Annotated in this window: 17 protein-coding genes; 10 read left to right on the top strand and 7 right to left on the bottom strand. The window is 53.3% G+C overall.

Annotation, left to right across the window (positions count from 1 at the left end):
- Positions 1–29 precede the first annotated feature (29 nt).
- Together yfcE and yfcD are read left to right on the top strand one after the other, a co-directional pair.
- The gene (yfcE, locus tag JG725_RS05780) at positions 30–581 is read left to right on the top strand and encodes a phosphodiesterase (protein WP_172289447.1); all 552 of its coding nucleotides are present in this window, start codon (positions 30–32) and stop codon (positions 579–581) included.
- A gap of 106 nt (positions 582–687) precedes the next feature.
- Positions 688–1,296, top strand: coding sequence for an NUDIX hydrolase YfcD (gene yfcD, locus JG725_RS05775; protein WP_172288950.1), 609 nt, complete (start codon positions 688–690; stop codon positions 1,294–1,296).
- 75 nt (positions 1,297–1,371) lie between these two features.
- Here the strand turns inward: yfcD and JG725_RS05770 are convergent, their stop codons facing one another.
- The 3 genes from JG725_RS05770 to JG725_RS05760 are packed head-to-tail and all read right to left on the bottom strand — an operon-like array spanning position 1,372 to position 3,395.
- Positions 1,372–2,628 carry a PTS ascorbate transporter subunit IIC gene (locus tag JG725_RS05770; RefSeq protein WP_172288952.1) on the bottom strand — a complete coding sequence of 419 codons (1,257 nt, stop codon included), beginning with the start codon at positions 2,626–2,628 and terminating at the stop codon, positions 1,372–1,374.
- Positions 2,629–2,640: 12 nt separating this feature from the next.
- On the bottom strand, positions 2,641–2,928 hold the full coding sequence (locus tag JG725_RS05765; protein ID WP_172288954.1) for a PTS sugar transporter subunit IIB: 288 nt from the start codon (positions 2,926–2,928) through the stop codon (positions 2,641–2,643).
- A 23-nt stretch (positions 2,929–2,951) separates the two neighbouring features.
- Positions 2,952–3,395, bottom strand: coding sequence for a PTS sugar transporter subunit IIA (locus JG725_RS05760; RefSeq protein WP_172288956.1), 444 nt, complete (start codon positions 3,393–3,395; stop codon positions 2,952–2,954).
- 187 nt (positions 3,396–3,582) lie between these two features.
- Between JG725_RS05760 and JG725_RS05755 the strand changes: the two genes are divergently transcribed.
- The gene (locus JG725_RS05755) at positions 3,583–4,650 is read left to right on the top strand and encodes a LacI family DNA-binding transcriptional regulator (protein ID WP_370541594.1); all 1,068 of its coding nucleotides are present in this window, start codon (positions 3,583–3,585) and stop codon (positions 4,648–4,650) included.
- A 58-nt stretch (positions 4,651–4,708) separates the two neighbouring features.
- Here JG725_RS05755 and pta read toward each other — a convergent pair whose 3' ends face one another.
- Both pta and ackA read right to left on the bottom strand, forming a co-directional pair.
- The gene (gene pta / locus JG725_RS05750; protein WP_172288960.1) at positions 4,709–6,847 is read right to left on the bottom strand and encodes a phosphate acetyltransferase; all 2,139 of its coding nucleotides are present in this window, start codon (positions 6,845–6,847) and stop codon (positions 4,709–4,711) included.
- Between the two features lie 74 nt (positions 6,848–6,921).
- Positions 6,922–8,124, bottom strand: coding sequence for an acetate kinase (ackA, locus tag JG725_RS05745; RefSeq protein ID WP_172288962.1), 1,203 nt, complete (start codon positions 8,122–8,124; stop codon positions 6,922–6,924).
- Positions 8,125–8,565: 441 nt separating this feature from the next.
- On the opposite strand from ackA, the gene yfbV reads away from it, so the two are divergent.
- The 4 genes from yfbV (at position 8,566) to JG725_RS05725 (ending at position 12,380) form a co-directional block, all read left to right on the top strand.
- Positions 8,566–9,021: a terminus macrodomain insulation protein YfbV gene (gene yfbV / locus JG725_RS05740; protein ID WP_172288964.1), complete on the top strand. Its 456-nt coding sequence runs from the start codon at positions 8,566–8,568 to the stop codon at positions 9,019–9,021.
- A gap of 162 nt (positions 9,022–9,183) precedes the next feature.
- Entirely contained in the window at positions 9,184–9,678 is a 495-nt protein-coding gene (locus tag JG725_RS05735) for a YfbU family protein (protein WP_172288966.1), read from the top strand.
- A 21-nt stretch (positions 9,679–9,699) separates the two neighbouring features.
- Positions 9,700–10,356 (top strand): sugar phosphatase, encoded by a 657-nt coding sequence (locus JG725_RS05730; RefSeq protein WP_172288968.1) that lies wholly within the window; start codon positions 9,700–9,702, stop codon positions 10,354–10,356.
- 191 nt (positions 10,357–10,547) lie between these two features.
- Positions 10,548–12,380: an SLC13 family permease gene (locus tag JG725_RS05725; RefSeq protein ID WP_172288970.1), complete on the top strand. Its 1,833-nt coding sequence runs from the start codon at positions 10,548–10,550 to the stop codon at positions 12,378–12,380.
- 47 nt (positions 12,381–12,427) lie between these two features.
- Here JG725_RS05725 and yfbR read toward each other — a convergent pair whose 3' ends face one another.
- Both yfbR and JG725_RS05715 read right to left on the bottom strand, forming a co-directional pair.
- Positions 12,428–13,027, bottom strand: coding sequence for a 5'-deoxynucleotidase (gene yfbR / locus JG725_RS05720; protein ID WP_172288972.1), 600 nt, complete (start codon positions 13,025–13,027; stop codon positions 12,428–12,430).
- 116 nt (positions 13,028–13,143) lie between these two features.
- Positions 13,144–14,358: a pyridoxal phosphate-dependent aminotransferase gene (locus JG725_RS05715; protein ID WP_172288974.1), complete on the bottom strand. Its 1,215-nt coding sequence runs from the start codon at positions 14,356–14,358 to the stop codon at positions 13,144–13,146.
- Positions 14,359–14,865: 507 nt separating this feature from the next.
- On the opposite strand from JG725_RS05715, the gene lrhA reads away from it, so the two are divergent.
- The 3 genes from lrhA (at position 14,866) to JG725_RS05700 (ending at position 17,586) form a co-directional block, all read left to right on the top strand.
- On the top strand, positions 14,866–15,819 hold the full coding sequence (lrhA, locus tag JG725_RS05710; protein ID WP_172288976.1) for a transcriptional regulator LrhA: 954 nt from the start codon (positions 14,866–14,868) through the stop codon (positions 15,817–15,819).
- Between the two features lie 635 nt (positions 15,820–16,454).
- A complete protein-coding gene (locus JG725_RS05705; protein ID WP_172288978.1) occupies positions 16,455–16,895 on the top strand; it encodes an NADH-quinone oxidoreductase subunit A in 441 nt (146 codons plus the stop codon).
- 16 nt (positions 16,896–16,911) lie between these two features.
- Positions 16,912–17,586: an NADH-quinone oxidoreductase subunit B family protein gene (locus JG725_RS05700; protein WP_172288980.1), complete on the top strand. Its 675-nt coding sequence runs from the start codon at positions 16,912–16,914 to the stop codon at positions 17,584–17,586.
- The last annotated feature ends 36 nt before the right edge of the window (positions 17,587–17,622 follow it).

Genomic DNA, 17,622 nt, shown 5'->3' with positions numbered 1-17,622 from the left:
TGCAACTTCAAGTAATAAGGGCATAAATGATGAAATTGATGTTTGCATCGGATATACACGGCTCGTTGACCGCCACCAATCGGGTACTGGATATTTTTGAACAAAGCGGCGCCCAATGGCTGATTCTGCTGGGTGATTTCCTTAACCACGGCCCGCGTAATCCCTTACCTGAACGCTATCATCCGGCGGACGTCGCGGCCCGGTTGAATGCTTATGCGCAACGTATCGTCGCGGTGCGGGGAAACTGCGATAGTGAAGTGGATCAGATGCTGCTTAACTTTCCGGTGACGGCGCCTTGGCAACATGTGCTATTGCCGCAAAATCGCCTTTTCCTTACGCATGGTCATCTCTATCATCCTGACAATCATCCGCCATTGAATGCGGGGGATGTGCTGGTTTACGGCCATACGCATATTCCGCTAGCGGAAAAACGGGAAGATCTCTACTACTTCAATCCCGGTTCGGTCAGTCTGCCTAAAGGCGGCTATCCCGCCAGTTACGGCATGTTGGATCAAGGCATTTTGCAGGTTCTCCCCCTGGCCGGCGGGGAGCCTATTGCGCAGGTGAGCATTAGGCACTAATTTAGCCTATACCCGTCATCTTGAAATTGATTGGGCAGGCGGCACAACATCGGTTTTTGAAAATAGACGCGCGTTGCAACGCGCCAATACTAAAGGGCTTCAGAGGATGGTGGAACAAAGTCAGGCAGCAGGCACAGAGTGGGTAGATATCGTCGATGAAAACAATGAGGTAATCGCTCAATCCAGTCGTCAGCAGATGCGTGCTCAGTGTCTTCGCCACCGTGCTACTTATATTGTTGTGCATGACGGCATGGGGAAGATTCTGGTTCAGCGCAGGACTGAAAGCAAAGACTTCTACCCGGGATGGCTGGATGCGACCGCCGGCGGCGTGGTGCAAAGCGGCGAGAATATGCTTGAGTCCGCCCGCCGTGAAGCGGAGGAAGAGCTCGGCATTGCCGGCATCCCCTTGGCCGAGCATGGTTTGTTTTACTATGAAGGGGAAAACTGCCGGGTATGGGGCGCGTTGTTCAGTTGTGTCACGCACGGGCCGTTTGCGCTACAAGAATCAGAAATCGATGAAGTGAGCTGGCTGACGCCGGAAGAGATCACCGCCCGCTGTGACGAGTTTACCCCTGATTCGCTTAAGGCTTTATCGCTGTGGTTAACGCGCTACAACGACCAAAACCACGGCAAACCGCTGGCGCGGGAAGAGAGCGTCGGCAAGGATACGCAGAGCCGCGCCGAAGATGGCGGCTTTATTGAACTGGAGAAGTAAGGCCGTAAGGTGACCATCCCTGGCCGCCCCTTATGGTCGTCGCAAGAGACGCGCTGCCGACGGTAGCGCGTATGCTTAACGTACAATGATACCCAGCAGGATCCCCAGCGCGCCGAAGTCCGCATCGCTGAACGTGGTGTTGGCGAAACCGATTTCTCCCAGTACCGGCAGCAGGAATACCGGCAGAAAGGTAATCAGCAGACCTTGAGCAAAGGCACCGAGAATCGCCCCGCGGCGTCCGCCGGTGGCATTACCGAATACGCCCGCGGCGGCGCCGACAAAGAAGTGCGGAACGACGCCGGGAATAATAACCGTCATGTCGAGCAGGTACAGCGCGAACATGCCGAGAATGCCGGCGGCAAAGCTGCTGAGAAAACCGACCAGCACCGCGTTTGGCGCATAGGGAAACACCACCGGGCAATCAAGCGCCGGTTTGGCATTGGGCACCAGCCGGTCGGAAATGCCTTTAAATGCCGGTACGATTTCGGCAATCACCATGCGCACACCCTGCAAAATGATATAGACGCCCGCCGCAAAGGTAATCGACTGGATAAGCGAGAACATCAGCCAGTTTTTGCCGCCGCTGATGCTCCTGACGAATTCCGGCCCGGCGAACAGGCAGGTCACAATGAAGATAATGCTCATGGTGAAGGCGATGGCGACCGGCGTATCCCGCAGGAACAGCAGGCTTTTCGGTACGTTCATATCTTCAGTCGAATGCGCTTTGTTGCCGAACTTGCTGCCGATAAAGCCAGATAGAACGTAGGATAGCGTCGAAAAATGGCCGATCGCCACCTCGTCGGAACCGGTGACTTTTTTCATGTACGGGTGCGCAATCGCCGGAAAGAACACCATCGCTGCGCCAACCACCACCGATCCGATGGCAATAAGCGTCACGCCGGATATACCCGCGGTAGCCAGGATAACCGCCACCATCATCGACATGAACAGCGTATGGTGTCCGGTCAGGAAGATGAACTTCCACGGCGTGAAACGGGCGATCAGAATGTTAATCACCATGGCGAAGAACATGATCATGGCCATCTCTTTGCCAAAGCTTTTCTGCGCGACCGAGACGATCGCCTCGTTGTTCGGCACTACGCCCTGAATGCCAAACGCGTGCTGGAAGATAGCGGCAAAGTCGCCCAGCGAGGCCACGACCAGACCGGCGCCCGCCCCGAGGATAAGAAAGCCCATAACGGTTTTGACCGTCCCTTTAATACATTCGGTAACGGGTTTTTTCTGGGCAATAAGACCAATCAGCGCGATCAGACCGACCAGAATCGACGGCTCGGACAGCACGTCGCTCATCAAAAAACGAAAGAAATCCATACTGACCTCCGGTTACAGGGCGCCCAATTCGCTAAGCGCCACGGACAAACGTGCTTTCATGGCGTTTTTGTCGATCATGTTGTCAAGCGAGACGATCTTCCCGCTGACGGACTGGGCAGCCAGCTGTTCCGCAATGTCTTTGGTGCCGACAAAGATGTCGCTTGGCGTGCCTTTGGCCGAGCCCAGATCCACATGGTCAACCTCGGCGCTGACCCCCAAATCCCGCAGGATGGTTTTAATGCTCATTTCCATCATCAGGCTGGTGCCTAAACCGTTACCGCAAACGACGGTGATTTTCATTTTATTTACTCCGGAGCAGGTAATTAATAGCGTGCGACGATCGCAAGAATTTCTTGCGGGCTGTTGGCTTGCATGATGGCGGCGGTATCGGCGCTGTTGTCGAATAACGCCGCCAGTTGTGAAATCGTGTCGATATGGCTGTGACTGTCGGCCGCGGCCAACACCACCAGCAGCCTGACGGGATCGTTCTCGCCCGCGGCAAAATCAACCCCATTGCGGATCACCGTCAGACTCAATGCCTGGCGGTTCACCCCTTCTTCCGGCCGCGCGTGCGGCATGGCGATGCCGGGGCCAATCACGTAATACGGGCCGATCGCCTGGTGCGAGCGGTAGATAGCCTCCAGGTAACGAGGTTCGATGGCATGATTATCGATGAGCGGTTGACAGGAAACGGCCACGGCGCTGCGCCAATCCTCCACGCGATCAATCAGTTGGATCACATCTGGCGTTAACAGATCTTTTAACATTTATGTTTCTCTCTCTTTACGTCATGCCGCAGAGCGTAGTGGCTTTATCGGCCGATTAATGTGAGCTACTTCTCACTTGGTAGCGCTAACTGATAGCGCTACCAAATTATGTGATAGCACTATCATTAACGGCGTGATGATCTTGGACGTTGGCGGTTACAATAGGAATAATATAGGTTATCCAACGATGAAGGCGCGGCGGAGTACGATGTCGGAAACAGGGAATACCAGAATGGAAAAATTGCGTAAACGCCGCACCACCGGGCGGGTTACTCTTCAGGATGTGGCAAATTACGCCGGCGTTGGCATGATGACCGTCTCCCGCGCGCTGAGAACACCGGAACAGGTGTCGGATAAGCTGCGTGAGAAAATAGAGCAGGCCGTGGAGTCTTTGGGCTACATTCCCAATCGCGCGGCGGGGGCGCTGGCTTCCGGCTACAGCAACACTGTCGCCGTGCTGCTCCCTTCGCTGGCCGACCAGGCCAGCTCGACGTTTATGCAATCATTGCAACTGGTGCTTAACCGTAACAATTACCAACTGTTGCTGGGCTGTCATGATTACAACCAGCAGCACGAAGCCAGCATTCTTGGCACCTTGCTACAGAATAATCCCGACGCGCTGGTGGTTTTTGGATCACAGCTTACCGACGGCACCTGGCAGTCCATTGAACGGGCATCGGTGCCGACCTTGAATATCGCCGGCGCCGGTAACCAGAACGCCAGCCTGACCCTCAGCGTTGATTTCTCTGCCGCCGCGGGAGAGTTAACCCGGCATTTGCTGGCGCGGGGATATAAGAATATCGGTTACGTCTGTGCGCATATGGATAACCGCCTGCAACGACAACGGTTGAACGGCTGGCATAAAGCCATGTTGCAAGGCTATCAGAATGCCGATCTGGTGGTGGCGACGCCTGACGCCTCCAGCATGCAGTTTGGCCGTCATGCCCTGACGGAACTGCTGCTCAGGCAACCGGAGCTGGATGCGCTGGTTTGCAGCCATGAAGATATTGCGCTCGGGTTATTGTTCGAGTGTCAGCGCCGATTGATCAAAGTGCCCGGAAATCTGGCGATAGCCTGTCTGGACGGCAGCGAAAACTGCGATCAAACCTATCCGGTATTGACGTCGGTACGGGTGGATTATGAAAAAATGGGCCGGGAGACGGGGAAACTGCTGACAGCCGCGCTGAGTGAAGGCGTAAAAGAGCCGGTCAGTCGTCTGTTCGGTTATCGATTCGAACCTGGCGCCAGCAGTTAAGGCAGGGCGCCATTCTTCCAGCCTCCGCGGTCGAAACCAGGGAGGCTGGGGGCAACCATTAAAGCTGGGTAGCCTGAATCGCCGTCAGCGCGACGGTGTAAACGATATCGTCCACCAGCGCGCCGCGAGACAGATCGTTAACCGGCTTGCGCATACCTTGCAGCATTGGCCCGATGGAGATCAGGTTGGCTGAACGCTGCACCGCTTTGTAGGTGGTGTTGCCGGTGTTCAGATCAGGGAAGATGAACACCGTCGCTTTACCCGCAACCGGCGAGTTCGGCGCTTTGGAGAGCGCCACGTCAGCCATGATCGCCGCGTCGTATTGCAGTGGGCCATCAATGACCAGATCGGGACGTTTTTCCTGTGCCAAACGGGTTGCTTCACGCACTTTTTCCACATCGCTGCCGGCGCCGGAGTTCCCCGTGGAGTAAGAGATCATCGCCACGCGCGGATCGATGCCGAAAGCGGTGGCCGAGTCGGCGGACTGGATGGCGATTTCCGCCAACTGCTCGGCGGTTGGATCCGGATTGATGGCGCAGTCGCCGTAAACCAGAACCTGTTCAGGCAGCAGCATAAAGAATACAGAAGAGACCAGCGAACTGCCCGGCGCGGTTTTAATCAACTGTAGCGGCGGACGGATGGTATTGGCGGTGGTGTGAACCGCGCCCGAAACCAGGCCGTCAACTTCGCCTTGTTCCAGCATCAGCGTGCCCAGCACAACGTTGTCTTCCAGTTGTTCGCGGGCAACCACTTCGGTCATGCCTTTGTTCTTACGCAGTTCAACCAGACGCGGAACATAACGTTCACGCACCGCTATCGGATCAACGATCTCAATGCCTTTACCCAGTTCTACGCCCTGAGCGGCGGCAACACGCTGGATTTCTTCCGGGTCGCCCAGCAGCACACAGTGGGCAATACCCCGCTCGGCGCAGATAGACGCGGCTTTCACCGTACGCGGCTCATCGCCTTCCGGCAGAACAATACGCTTGCCCGCCTTACGCGCCAGTTCCGTCAACTGATAACGGAAGGCCGGTGGAGACAGACGGCGTGAGCGTTCGGATTCAGCGCTCAGTGATTCAATCCACTGGGGATCAATGTGGCGCGCCACGTATTCCTGCACTTTTTCCACCCGTTGGTGGTCATCCGCCGGCACTTCAAGATTGAAGCTTTGCAGGCTGAGAGAGGTCTGCCAGGTGTTGGTCTTGACCATAAACACCGGCAGACCGGTCTGGAATGCCCGTTCGCACAGCTTGCTGATACTGGGATCCATTTCATAGCCGCCGGTCAACAGCAGGGCGCCGATTTCCACGCCGTTCATGGCGGCCAGACAGGCGGCGACCAGCACGTCCGGACGGTCGGCGGAGGTGACCAGCAGAGAGCCGGGGCGGAAATGCTCCAGCATGTGAGGAATACTGCGCGCGCAGAAAGTAACCGATTTAACACGGCGCGTCTGGATGTCGCCCGCGTTGATAATGCGGGCATCCAGATGCTTCGCCATATCAATGGCGCGGGTGGCGATCAGATCGAAGCTCCATGGAATGCTGCCCAGCACCGGCAACGGGCTGTTGGCGAACAGTTGCTTAGGATCGATATTCGCCACGCTGGCTTTGGAGGAGTCATCAAAGATTTCGGACAAGTCCGGGCGGGTGCGGCCTTGCTCATCGACAGGCGCATTCAGCTTGTTGATGATTACGCCGGTGATATTTTTATTTTTGCTGCCGCCGAAGCTGGAACGGGCCAGTTCGATACGCTCTTTCAACTGATCCGGGGAATCGTTGCCCAGCGAGATCACGAAGACGATTTCGGCATTCAGGGTTTTGGCGATTTCATAGTTCAGCGAATTGGCGAACTGATGTTTGCGGGTTGGAACCAAACCTTCAACCAGAACCACTTCCGCATCTTTGGTATTTTCATGGTAGCGGGCAATGATCTCTTCCATCAACACGTCTTGCTGATTGGAACTCAGCAAGGCTTCCACGTGGCTCATGGCCAGCGGTTCAGCCGCGGTGATGGATGAATTGGCACGGATAATGGTGGTGGTCTGGTCGGGCGTATTGTCGCCGGCGCGAGGCTGAGCGATGGGTTTGAACACGCTCAGGCGTACGCCTTTTTGTTCCATGGAACGAATGACACCCAGGCTGACGCTAGTCAAGCCGACGCTGGTGCCGGTTGGGATCAACATGATTGTACGGGACACGGCTGAACCTCTTCACGGTTGCTCGTTAGTCAAAAGCAACTCCGCCAGCCTGAGCTGACGGAGTTGGGAGTTGTTTACGCGGTCAGACGGAGGGCGTCTTGCGCGATCACCAATTCTTCATTGGTTGGAATTACCAGCGCCGGGCGGCTGCCGTCTTTAGCGATGTTGCCGCCTTTACCAAAGCGAGCGGCCAGATTGCGTTCATGATCGACGTCAAAGCCCAGCAGACCCAACTTGTTCAGCGTCAGTTCACGCACCATCGCGGCGTTTTCACCGATACCGCCGGTAAAGATTACCGCATCCAGACGACCTTCCATCAGCGCGCTGTATGCGCCGATGTACTTGGCCAGACGATGGCAATAAACGTCCATTGCCCGTTTGGCATCGGCTTTGGTCGCATAGTTGTCTTCAACATAGCGGCAGTCGCTGGTGACTTCGGTCAAACCCAGCAGGCCGGACTCTTTGGTCAGCAGGGTATTGATTTGCGCCACGCTCATGCCCAGCGAGTCATGCAGGTGGAAGACGATCGCCGGATCGATATCGCCGCTGCGGGTGCCCATCACCAGGCCTTCCAGCGGGGTCAGCCCCATGGACGTATCAACGCACTTACCGTTGCGTACCGCGGTAACGGAACCGCCGTTGCCCAGATGGCAAGTGATAATGTTCAGCTCATCTACCGGCTTGTTCAGCACTTCAGCAGCCTGTTGGGTCACAAAGTAGTGGCTGGTGCCGTGCGCGCCGTAACGGCGAACATGGTGGTCTTTATACAATTTGTACGGCAGGGCATAAAGATAAGACTCTTCCGGCATGGTCTGATGGAACGCGGTATCGAATACAGCCACGTTTTTATCAGCCAGGTTCGGGAATGATTTCAATGCTTCTGCAATGCCGATCAGGTGCGCCGGGTTATGCAGAGGTGCAAAAGGTACGGAATCTTTGATACCCTGGAGGACTTCGTCATTGATAACGGCTGATTGAGTGAATTTCTCACCGCCGTGGACAATACGATGGCCAATAGCAACCAACTGAGCGGACAGCTCGGGTTTTTGGGCAAGAATGGTATTAACGATGAAGTTCAGCGCCTCGCTGTGAGCTGCGCCAGCACCCAGAGCGGCTTCCTGTTTAGCACCATCCATTTTCCATTTGATACGCGCTTCAGGAAGGTGGAAACACTCGGCCAGACCAGACAGGTATTCTTCCCCGTTAACAGCATCGATGATGGCGAACTTCAGGGATGAACTACCACAGTTAAGAACCAGTACTAACTTACTCGACATGGAAGTACCTACTTGTTATACATTTGTTATGCATGGTTAAAAAAACGCCGAACAGAACGTAGCGTATCGCATATCGCCGTTGGCATTTATGATTAACATCATACCCTGGTGTGATACACCTGACATGACGGTGAAAAAGTGCCGATTTTATCAAGTATTGTTATACCGCATACGCAGTATAATGACACGACACTGGCCTTATGAAGCTCGCGATTTAATTAAAGCAATGCATCAACGTTAATGGCTTGTTGACAGCGCTTGTTTGGTCGTGGGAAATATATCCCTGGGTATAGTCATACTGCGTGAGTATGAGGCGGCTAAAAGGCCGAACTAGGATACCGATAGCGTTCGGCAAACACAAAATATATTTTAACCCTCTCAAATTGAGTTGTTGATTTGTGCAAAAGTTTTATTTTTTATCTGTAAAGTTGAGGTGTGACTATGGCAACGAAACCTAGCGGTCGAATCAGTTGGCTACAGTTACTCCAGCGTGGGCAGCACTATATGAAAACCTGGCCCACGGATAAGCGTCTGGCCCCGGTGTTCCCTGAAAACCGGGTGGCGCGCGCGACTCAGTTTGGGGTCAGGATTATGCCTCCGCTGGCGGTGTTTACCCTGACGTGGCAGATCGCGCTCGGCGGGCAGTTGGGGCCCGCCATCGCCACCGCGCTCTTTGCCTGTAGCCTGCCGATGCAGGGCTTATGGTGGCTGGGGCGTCGTTCCGTTACTCCTTTACCTCCCACGTTATTGCAGTGGTTTCATGATATTCGTCATAAGCTGCTTGAGTCCGGTCTGGCGCTTGCTCCGCTGGAGGAAACGCCGACTTATCAGACGTTGGCGGATGTGCTGAAGCGCGCTTTTAAACAGCTCGACAAAACATTTCTGGACGATCTGTGATCTTCATCAGACGAATGAAAGGTGAAATGCTATTTTGCCTTTCCTGCTGTTTTAAATCAAAAAATCGAGCGCTGCTGCTACCGTGATACGATTCAGTATGCGACTCTGCTTTCAATATAATAGCGATCGGCAGTGTGCCGGAATAAGGTTCAGGAGAGCACCATGGAAATGACGAATGCCCAGAGATTGATCCTTTCGAATCAATATAAAATGATGACGATGCTGGATCCGGACAACGCTGAGCGTTATCGCCGGCTGCAAACCATTATTGAGCGCGGGTATGGTTTACAAATGCGTGAGTTGGATCGTGAATTCGGCGATCTGAGTGAAGAGGTTTGCCGCACGATTATCAATATCATGGAAATGCACCATGCCTTGCAGGTGTCCTGGGGAAATCTGAAAGACAAGCAGGATCTGGATGAACGCCGTCTGACCTTTCTGGGCTTCGATGCCGCGACGGAAGCGCGTTACCTCGGGTTCGTGCGCTTTATGGTGCATGTGGAAGGTCGCTACCCGCATTTCGATTCAGGCACGCACGGTTTTAATGCCCAGACTAAAATGTGGGATAAATATGGCAGGATGCTGACTATCTGGCAGTCTTGTCCGCGTCAGTATCATTTGAGCGCGGTCGAAATCGCACAAATTATCAACGCCTGATTCATCGCCGAGGAGCTGTTTGTGGAGTGCAAAGGTTTTCTGTTCGATTTGGATGGTACGCTGGTCGATTCATTGCCTGCCGTGGAGCGATCGTGGATTGACTGGGCGAAAGCGCACGGTATCGAACCGCAAGAGGTTCTCGATTTTATTCATGGCAAGCAGGCCATTACCTCTCTGCGCCACTTCCTCAAAGGGCAAACAGAGGAATTTATCCAGCGAGAATTCGATGCGCTGGAAAAAATAGAGGCGACGGATACCCAGGGCATTGTCGCCATGCCCGGAGCGAAAGCGCTGCTGGAACGGCTGGATGAACTGGGTATTCCCTGGGCGATCGTCACCTCCGGCACGGTGCCTATCGCCAGCGCCCGTCATCGGGCCGGCGGATTGCCCGCGCCGAAAGCCTTTATTACAGCGGAGCAGGTCGCCAAGGGTAAACCATGTCCTGACGCCTATTTATTAGGGGCGCAGCAGTTAGGCCTCAAACCCGGGGAGTGCGTCGTCGTCGAGGATGCGCCCGCCGGGGTGTTATCGGGACTGTCGGCTGGCTGTCAGGTTATCGCGGTAAAGGCGCCGGCTGATACGCCGAAGCTGGATCAGGTCGATCTGATTTTAGATTCGCTGACGCAATTGCGGATAGCCCCGTCGCCTGACGGCGCCCGGATTATCCTTACCCGATAGATCGCTATAACTGATTGATAAAAGTATGACTAAATATGATCAAACCTCGCATCTGCGAGGTTTTTTTATGGCAGACTGTCTTAGTCCATCACGACTTCAGGCCGCCGCTGCGTAGCGTTAAACATGTTCCGCATTTTTGCTGCGGCCTGTATTACACCTATCATGACTACTTTTCCATCAGGGGAACCGTTTTGAATAGCGAACTTCTCTGGGTTTTATCCCTGTTGCTGATCGCCATTGTGTTGTTTACCACCAATAAATTACGCATGGATGTTGTGGCACTCCTAGTCATTATCGCTTTTGTGCTGAGCGGGACATTGACGTTGCCTGAGGCGCTGGTCGGTTTCAGCGATCCTAATGTTATTCTGATCGCGGCCCTGTTTGTTATTGGCGAAGGTCTGGTGCGTACCGGCGTGGCTTACCAGGTCGGCGACTGGCTGGTGCGGGCCGCCGGCAGCAGCGAAATAAAAATGCTGGTGCTGCTGATGGTTACTGTCGCGCTGTTGGGTGCATTCATGAGTTCAACCGGCGTGGTGGCTATCTTTATTCCGGTGGTGCTCAGCGTGTCGGCCCGCATGAAGACCTCTCCGGCCCGACTGATGATGCCGCTGAGTTTCGCCGGGTTGATTAGCGGGATGATGACGTTGGTTGCCACGCCGCCCAACATGGTGGTGAGCAGCGAACTGGTGCGGGAAGGTATCGACGGGTTTGGTTTTTTCAGTATGACGCCGATTGGCGCCGTGGTGCTGTTGATCGGCGTGGCTTATATGATGGTGGCGCGCTATTGGCTTAGCGACGCCGGAACGGAGACAACCAAAGATACCTGGAAAAGAAGAACCTTCCGCGATCTTATCCGCGATTACAAACTGACGGGCAGGGCGCGTCGTTTGGCGATCCGCCCCGGTTCTCCTTTTATTGGTCACCGGCTTGATGACCTTCGGCTGCGTCAGCGCTATGGCGCGAATATCGTCGGGATTGAGCGCTGGCGCAAATTCCGGCGCGTGATGGTCAGCGTGGCGGGAAATACGGAGCTGCGGCTGAATGATGTCCTGCTGATTGATATGTCCACCTCAGACGTGGATTTACGCGAGTTCTGCGCCTCGCAGCGTCTGGAGCCGATGGTGCTGCGCGGCGAGTATTTTTCCGAGCAGGCGCGGGACGTGGGGATGGCCGAAGTTTCCCTGATCCCCGACTCCGAGCTTTTGGGGAAAACCCTTTACGATGTCGGCTTTCGCAGCCGCTATGGTCTTTCCGTGGTGGGCATCCGGCGTAACGGTGAGGCGATGGACGGGATCCTGGCTGACGAACAGCTTCAGTTGGGGGATATTCTGCTGGTTATCGGCGACTGGCGAATGATTCGGCAGTTGCATACGCAAAAAAATGACTTTCTGCTGCTTAATTTGCCCGCTGAAGTGGACGACGTGGCGCCGGCCGTCAGTCAGGCTCCCCATGCGTTATTCTGCCTGACGTTGATGGTGGCGATGATGCTGACTGATGAAATTCCCAATGCCGTTGCGGCGCTGATTGCATGCTTATTAATGGGCAAATTCCGCTGCATCGATATGGAAGGGGCTTACCGCGCCATTCACTGGCCCAGCATCATCCTGATTGTGGGGATGATGCCGTTCGCGCTGGCATTGCAGCAAACCGGCGGCGTAGCGTTGATCGTCAATGGGCTTATGGATGTGGCGGGCGGCTCCGGGCCGCATGTCATGTTGGTGTGCCTGTTTATCCTGTGCGCCGTTATCGGCCTGTTTATCTCGAACACCGCGACAGCGGTGCTGATGGCGCCGATTGCGATTGCCGCGGCGAAACAGATGGGCGTTTCGCCTTATCCTTTCGCCATGATCATTGCGATTGCGGCTTCCGCGGCTTTTATGACGCCGGTGTCGTCACCGGTGAATACGCTGGTGTTGGGGCCGGGAGGATATAAGTTCGGCGACTTTGTGCGTATCGGCGTGCCATTCACGGTATTGGTGATGATCGTCAGCGTGGTGATGGTGCCGTGGATTTATCCATTCTGATCCGCACAGACCTGATCCGCACAAACAATGTCAGCTTTCGATAAGCGTTACAGCGGCGAGTCCTGGCTGATTTCGTCCAGCGATAAACTGAAACTGGGGATGAATACGGTCATAAAGTAATCCATCTCCGGGCTTTGGCGCTGCCGTAATGTTTTTTCCAGCCGGGCTTTGGCCAAGGTGAATTCCGTGTTGCCCGCCGACAGTTCTTCCAGACATTTCAGATAGGCGCACAGCGCGTCGGCCTGCTTGACGATCGCCCGTTCATCTTCGCTCATGTGTTGTTCGTCCAATAGAGATTGATAATCCGGGCGTAATTCGGGCGGCAGCATATCGATCAGTTTCTGGCGGGCTATCTTTTCGATTTTCTTATATTCATGGGCGATCTGCGCATTGTAATACTTGATGGGGGTCGGCATGTCTCCCGTCAGGACTTCGCTGGCGTCGTGGTACATCGCCAGCAGCGCGATTCGCTCGGCGTTCATGTTGCCGTTGAACTTACGGTTTTTAATCACCGCCAGCGCGTGAGCGACAAAAGCGACCTGAAGACTGTGCTCGGATACGTTTTCTGTGCGGACATTACGCATCAGCGGCCAGCGGCTGATGAGTTTCAGGCGGGATAAATGGGCAAAAAAGTGACTCTGATTCATGACAATCTCTCAGACTACAGCACGATGGGGATCCATTGTGGTCACTTGGCGGGGATTATGCAAACATCATGAAATGGCGTCGTCGGGCTGCTACGCCCGACGACCAGACGGCTTATTTATTGACGGTAGCCTTCAAGAAAACGGCCCAGTTTGTGCACTGCCATATCCAACTCATCAACGCGGGGCAGGGTGACGATACGAACGTGATCCGGGTAAGGCCAGTTGAATGCCGTGCCCTGAACCAGCAATACTTTTTCCTGTAAAAGAAGATCCAGAACCAATTTCTGGTCGTCATGAATATTGAAGCGTTTGGCATCAATACGCGGGAACATATAGAGCGCGCCGCTGGGTTTGACGCAGGACACCCCCGGGATCTGGTTGAGCAATTCCCAGGCGCGATTACGCTGTTCATACAAACGCCCGCCGGGTTGAATGAACTCGCTGATGCTTTGATAACCGCCAATCGCGGTCTGAATGGCATGCTGCATCGGCACGTTGGCGCACAGGCGCATCGATGCCAGCATTTCCAATCCTTCGATATAGCCTTTGGCGTGTTTTTTCGGCCCGTTCAGCACCATCCACCCCTGACGGAAACCGGCGACACGATAGGTTTTCGATAATCCGTTAAACGTCACGGTAAGCAGATCCGGCGCCAGCGCGGCGATCGAGTGGTGTTGGGCATCGTCGTACAGGATTTTATCGTAGATTTCGTCGGCGAAAATGATCAGGCCGTGTTCACGGGCAATCGCCACGATTTCCAGCAGCAACTCCTTGCTGTACACCGCGCCTGTCGGGTTATTGGGATTGATAATGACAATCCCGCGGGTGCGCGGCGTGATTTTATTACGAATGTCATCCAGATCGGGAAACCAGCCTGCGGCTTCATCGCACAGGTAATGTACGGCATTGCCGTTGGATAGCGAGACGGCCGCCGTCCATAGCGGATAGTCCGGAGCGGGAACCAGCATCTCGTCGCCCGTATTCAGCAACGCCTGCATGGATTGCACGATCAATTCAGAAACACCGTTGCCGATATACACGTCTTCGACGGTCATATCGCGCATATCTCTGGCCTGATAGTGCTGTACGATGGCTTTACGCGCGGAATAGAGACCTTTTGAATCGCAATAGCCCTGCGCCGTCGGTAAGTTGCGGATCACATCGACCAGAATTTCATCAGGGGCATCGAAACCAAAAGGCGCTGGGTTGCCGATGTTCAGCTTAAGAACTTTATTACCTTCTTCTTCAAGACGTTTGGCTTCCTTGAGGACCGGACCACGGATGTCGTAACAGACGTTCTCCAGCTTTTGGGATTTTTCAATCGGAGACATAAATATCACAAACCTTTTGCGGGAAAAGCGTATTCCTGTGTGGAATAGCATAACCGGCTTAATGTACTCCTCCTGTGATACCTTTTGAAGAATGATTATCGCTTTCTCTGCAAATTATTACGCTGATACACTATGATGAAGAGGTGTTAATCGGGGAGAGATAGGGTAGATGGAAGTTCTGATTTTTGGTCACGCAGTAAACTTTTTACCTATGAAAATAGATCCCTTGTTATTTGAAATAAGCGAAAGTGGTTTATTTCGTAGAATAAAAAAAGATACGCTGATTTTCACCGGATTAAGAATTTAAAAATCAAGGGGGTTAATCGCTTAAAATAACGGTGGCTCATCAATTGAAAAGGCGATTGTGGTAACGAAACATAAGTATTTTTTTGCCCTTATCGTGCGTCTGCGATAGTGTCTTTAAAGTGTATGGGTTGTAACCGATACATGTAATAAAACACCAGGAATGTTTTTGTTAAAAATTAAAATAGATAAGTGATGAATCGTATGACCAACGCAAATCGACCAGTACTTAATCTCGATCTTGACCTATTAAGAACGTTTGTCGCCGTTGCAGATTTGAACACTTTTGCAGCCGCTGCTGTTGCTGTACGTCGGACACAATCGGCCGTCAGCCAACAAATGCAACGTTTAGAGCAACTCATCGGAAAGGAGCTGTTTGCCCGCCACGGGCGCAACAAGCTGCTGACTGAACATGGTATCCAGTTTTTGGGATACGCCAGGAAAATATTACAATTCAATGATGAAGCATGTACGTCATTAATATATAGCGATATTCAGGGGACGCTCACCATTGGCGCCTCCGATGATACCGCTGACACCATTCTTCCTTATATTTTGCACCGGGCAACATCGGTGTTTCCTAAATTATCGATAGCCGTTAGCGTGAAGCGTAGTGCGGAAATGTTGGAGATGCTACATCAAGGGAATATTGATCTGGTGATTACCACGATGAACAGTATGGAATTTCCTCATGTGCTATTAAGAACGTCGCCAACGCTATGGTATTGCGCCGCGGATTATCAATTCAGGCCGGAAGAACCCGTCTCGCTGGTGGTATTGGACGAGCCCAGTCCTTTCCGCTCGCTGGCGCTGGAGCATCTCACTGCGGCGGGGATCCCCTGGCGGATTTCTTACGTGGCTTCAACGCTGTCGGCCGTCCGTGCGGCCGTTAAGGCGGGCCTGGGCGTGACCGTTCGTTCGGTTGAGATGATGAGCCCGGAGTTAAGGGTTTTGGGCGAGGAGGATGGCTTGCCAAGACTGCCGGAAACTCGCTATTTTCTGTGCAAGAACCCAAATCATGAAAATGAACTGGTAACAGCGATTTTTAATGTGATTGGGTCAGGCAATAACGCATACGTGCCGACAAAGGGCGCCGCCTTGAGTCGCCATGGTGATGATGCCACGCCGCCGGATCCTTCTCTGAAGGATGCAGTGTAATTGAGCGATAAGTGAAACATTATTCGGGCTGAAGGATGCGGCCCGCATAATGATTTATTTTATTGCGTTTAAGCAAACGCACTTCCCTCTGGTTAGTTCCTCTTCCTCTGCAAGTTCAGTAAGCCGCCTGCAAATCGTCGTAGCCTTGCCAATTTTATGAAATGACAGTTCTTTTTTTTTAAACTCGCCGTGTAAAAACAACCGTCGGACATCGGGCCGGAAGCGCCAATTTTTTTACTAACTAAATGCTTAAAAATGTGTGCTGGATCAAAAAATAACCCTAATAACCTTATGGGGGGAACAGGCATCCGTTGTGAAAATGGTATAGTAGCCGCGTTAACCTGAGTTGCCGATGCTCACAGTTTGTTAATCCAGAGTGAACACTGACTCGATTTAGCCGGCGATAGGGCAGTGAATGTTAACAAAATCGTGTGCATGTAAACTGATATACTGTTATTTTTAGTAAGGTTGAAAAAAGGTTACAAAATTAGGGGCTCAACCATATGAACGCTGGTTACCTGACACGTTTCCGTGCTTTTTATGTGGTTATTAATCCTTCCTTTTAATCGATGTGGTGCATAGCTGCCGAAGAAGAGCAGATGTTACTAACCACTTTTGATGAGTAAGCAAAGAGTATGTCAACAACTACTGAAGTCCTCGCCCATCATTGGGCATTTGCGCTATTCCTTATCATCGCCGTGGGCCTGTGCGGCTTTATGCTGGCGGGGGGATTTTTGCTCGGTGGTAGGGCAAAGGCCAGAGCGAAAAACACCCCTTACGAATCCGGGATCGACGCCGTCGGTTCAGCGCGTTTGCGCCTGTCTGCCAAATTTTACCTGGTCGCCATGTTTTTCGTTATTTTCGATGTTGAAGCCTTATACCTCTATGCCTGGGCCGTTTCCATCAGAGAAAGCGGCTGGATTGGCTTCATCGAAGCAAGCATTTTCATTTTGGTGCTGTTGGCTGGTTTGATCTATCTGGTGCGAATCGGGGCGTTGGACTGGACTCCCGCGCGTTCCAAGAGACAGGTCGTTAAATCAGACATCGTAAACATCACCAACAATCATCAGCAGTAACAGCGAGGCATTTAAGATGGACTATACGCTCACCCGCATAGAGCCGGACGGTGAGAATGACCGTTATCCCCTGCAACGGCAGGAGATCGTTTCCGACCCTCTGGAGCAGCATGTTCACCGCAGTGTCTATATGGGCAAGCTGGAGCATGCGCTTCACGATACGGTGAACTGGGGGCGCAAAAACTCCCTTTGGCCCTATAACTTCGGTCTTTCCTGTTGCTATGTTGAAATGGTGACGTCGTTTACCGCGGTGCATGACGTTGCGCGTTTCGGTTCTGAAGTATTGCGCGCGTCTCCGCGCCAGGCCGACTTTATGGTGGTGGCGGGAACCTGCTTTACCAAAATGGCGCCGGTTATCCAACGTTTGTACGAGCAGATGCTGGAACCCAAATGGGTTATCTCCATGGGCGCCTGCGCCAACTCCGGCGGTATGTACGACATTTACTCCGTTGTTCAGGGAGTAGATAAATTCCTGCCCGTCGACGTCTATATCCCGGGTTGTCCGCCGCGTCCTGAAGCCTATATGCAAGCGCTGTTACTATTAAAAGAATCCATTGGTAAAGAGCGTCGCCCTCTGTCATGGGTGGTGGGAGAACAGGGCGTCTACCGCGCCAACATGCAATCCGAGCGGGAACGCAAACGCGCTGAGCGCATCGCAGTGACCAACCTGCGTTCGCCCGATGAGATTTGACCTGTAAATGATGAATACGCCGGTCGCGTAATATCA

Source organism: Brenneria sp. L3-3C-1, from assembly GCF_016456245.1.
In the GTDB taxonomy this organism is placed as follows: Bacteria; Pseudomonadota; Gammaproteobacteria; order Enterobacterales; family Enterobacteriaceae; genus Brenneria.
Note: the sequence above shows the minus strand (reverse complement) of the source record. Positions and strands in the feature narration are given on the sequence as shown.

Excerpts from the sequence above, each read along its gene's own strand:
- JG725_RS05735 (WP_172288966.1), top strand. The coding sequence starts at position 9,184 with ATGGAAATGACGAATGCCCAGAGATTGATCCTTTCGAATCAATATAAA.
- yfcE (WP_172289447.1), top strand. The coding sequence starts at position 30 with ATGAAATTGATGTTTGCATCGGATATACACGGCTCGTTGACCGCCACC.
- JG725_RS05700 (WP_172288980.1), top strand. The coding sequence starts at position 16,912 with ATGGACTATACGCTCACCCGCATAGAGCCGGACGGTGAGAATGACCGT.
- JG725_RS05705 (WP_172288978.1), top strand. The coding sequence starts at position 16,455 with ATGTCAACAACTACTGAAGTCCTCGCCCATCATTGGGCATTTGCGCTA.
- ackA (WP_172288962.1), bottom strand. The coding sequence starts at position 8,124 with ATGTCGAGTAAGTTAGTACTGGTTCTTAACTGTGGTAGTTCATCCCTG.
- JG725_RS05760 (WP_172288956.1), bottom strand. The coding sequence starts at position 3,395 with ATGTTAAAAGATCTGTTAACGCCAGATGTGATCCAACTGATTGATCGC.
- JG725_RS05755 (WP_370541594.1), top strand. The coding sequence starts at position 3,583 with ATGAAGGCGCGGCGGAGTACGATGTCGGAAACAGGGAATACCAGAATG.
- JG725_RS05765 (WP_172288954.1), bottom strand. The coding sequence starts at position 2,928 with ATGAAAATCACCGTCGTTTGCGGTAACGGTTTAGGCACCAGCCTGATG.
- JG725_RS05715 (WP_172288974.1), bottom strand. The coding sequence starts at position 14,358 with ATGTCTCCGATTGAAAAATCCCAAAAGCTGGAGAACGTCTGTTACGAC.
- lrhA (WP_172288976.1), top strand. The coding sequence starts at position 14,866 with ATGACCAACGCAAATCGACCAGTACTTAATCTCGATCTTGACCTATTA.
- yfcD (WP_172288950.1), top strand. The coding sequence starts at position 688 with ATGGTGGAACAAAGTCAGGCAGCAGGCACAGAGTGGGTAGATATCGTC.
- JG725_RS05770 (WP_172288952.1), bottom strand. The coding sequence starts at position 2,628 with ATGGATTTCTTTCGTTTTTTGATGAGCGACGTGCTGTCCGAGCCGTCG.
- yfbR (WP_172288972.1), bottom strand. The coding sequence starts at position 13,027 with ATGAATCAGAGTCACTTTTTTGCCCATTTATCCCGCCTGAAACTCATC.
- yfbV (WP_172288964.1), top strand. The coding sequence starts at position 8,566 with ATGGCAACGAAACCTAGCGGTCGAATCAGTTGGCTACAGTTACTCCAG.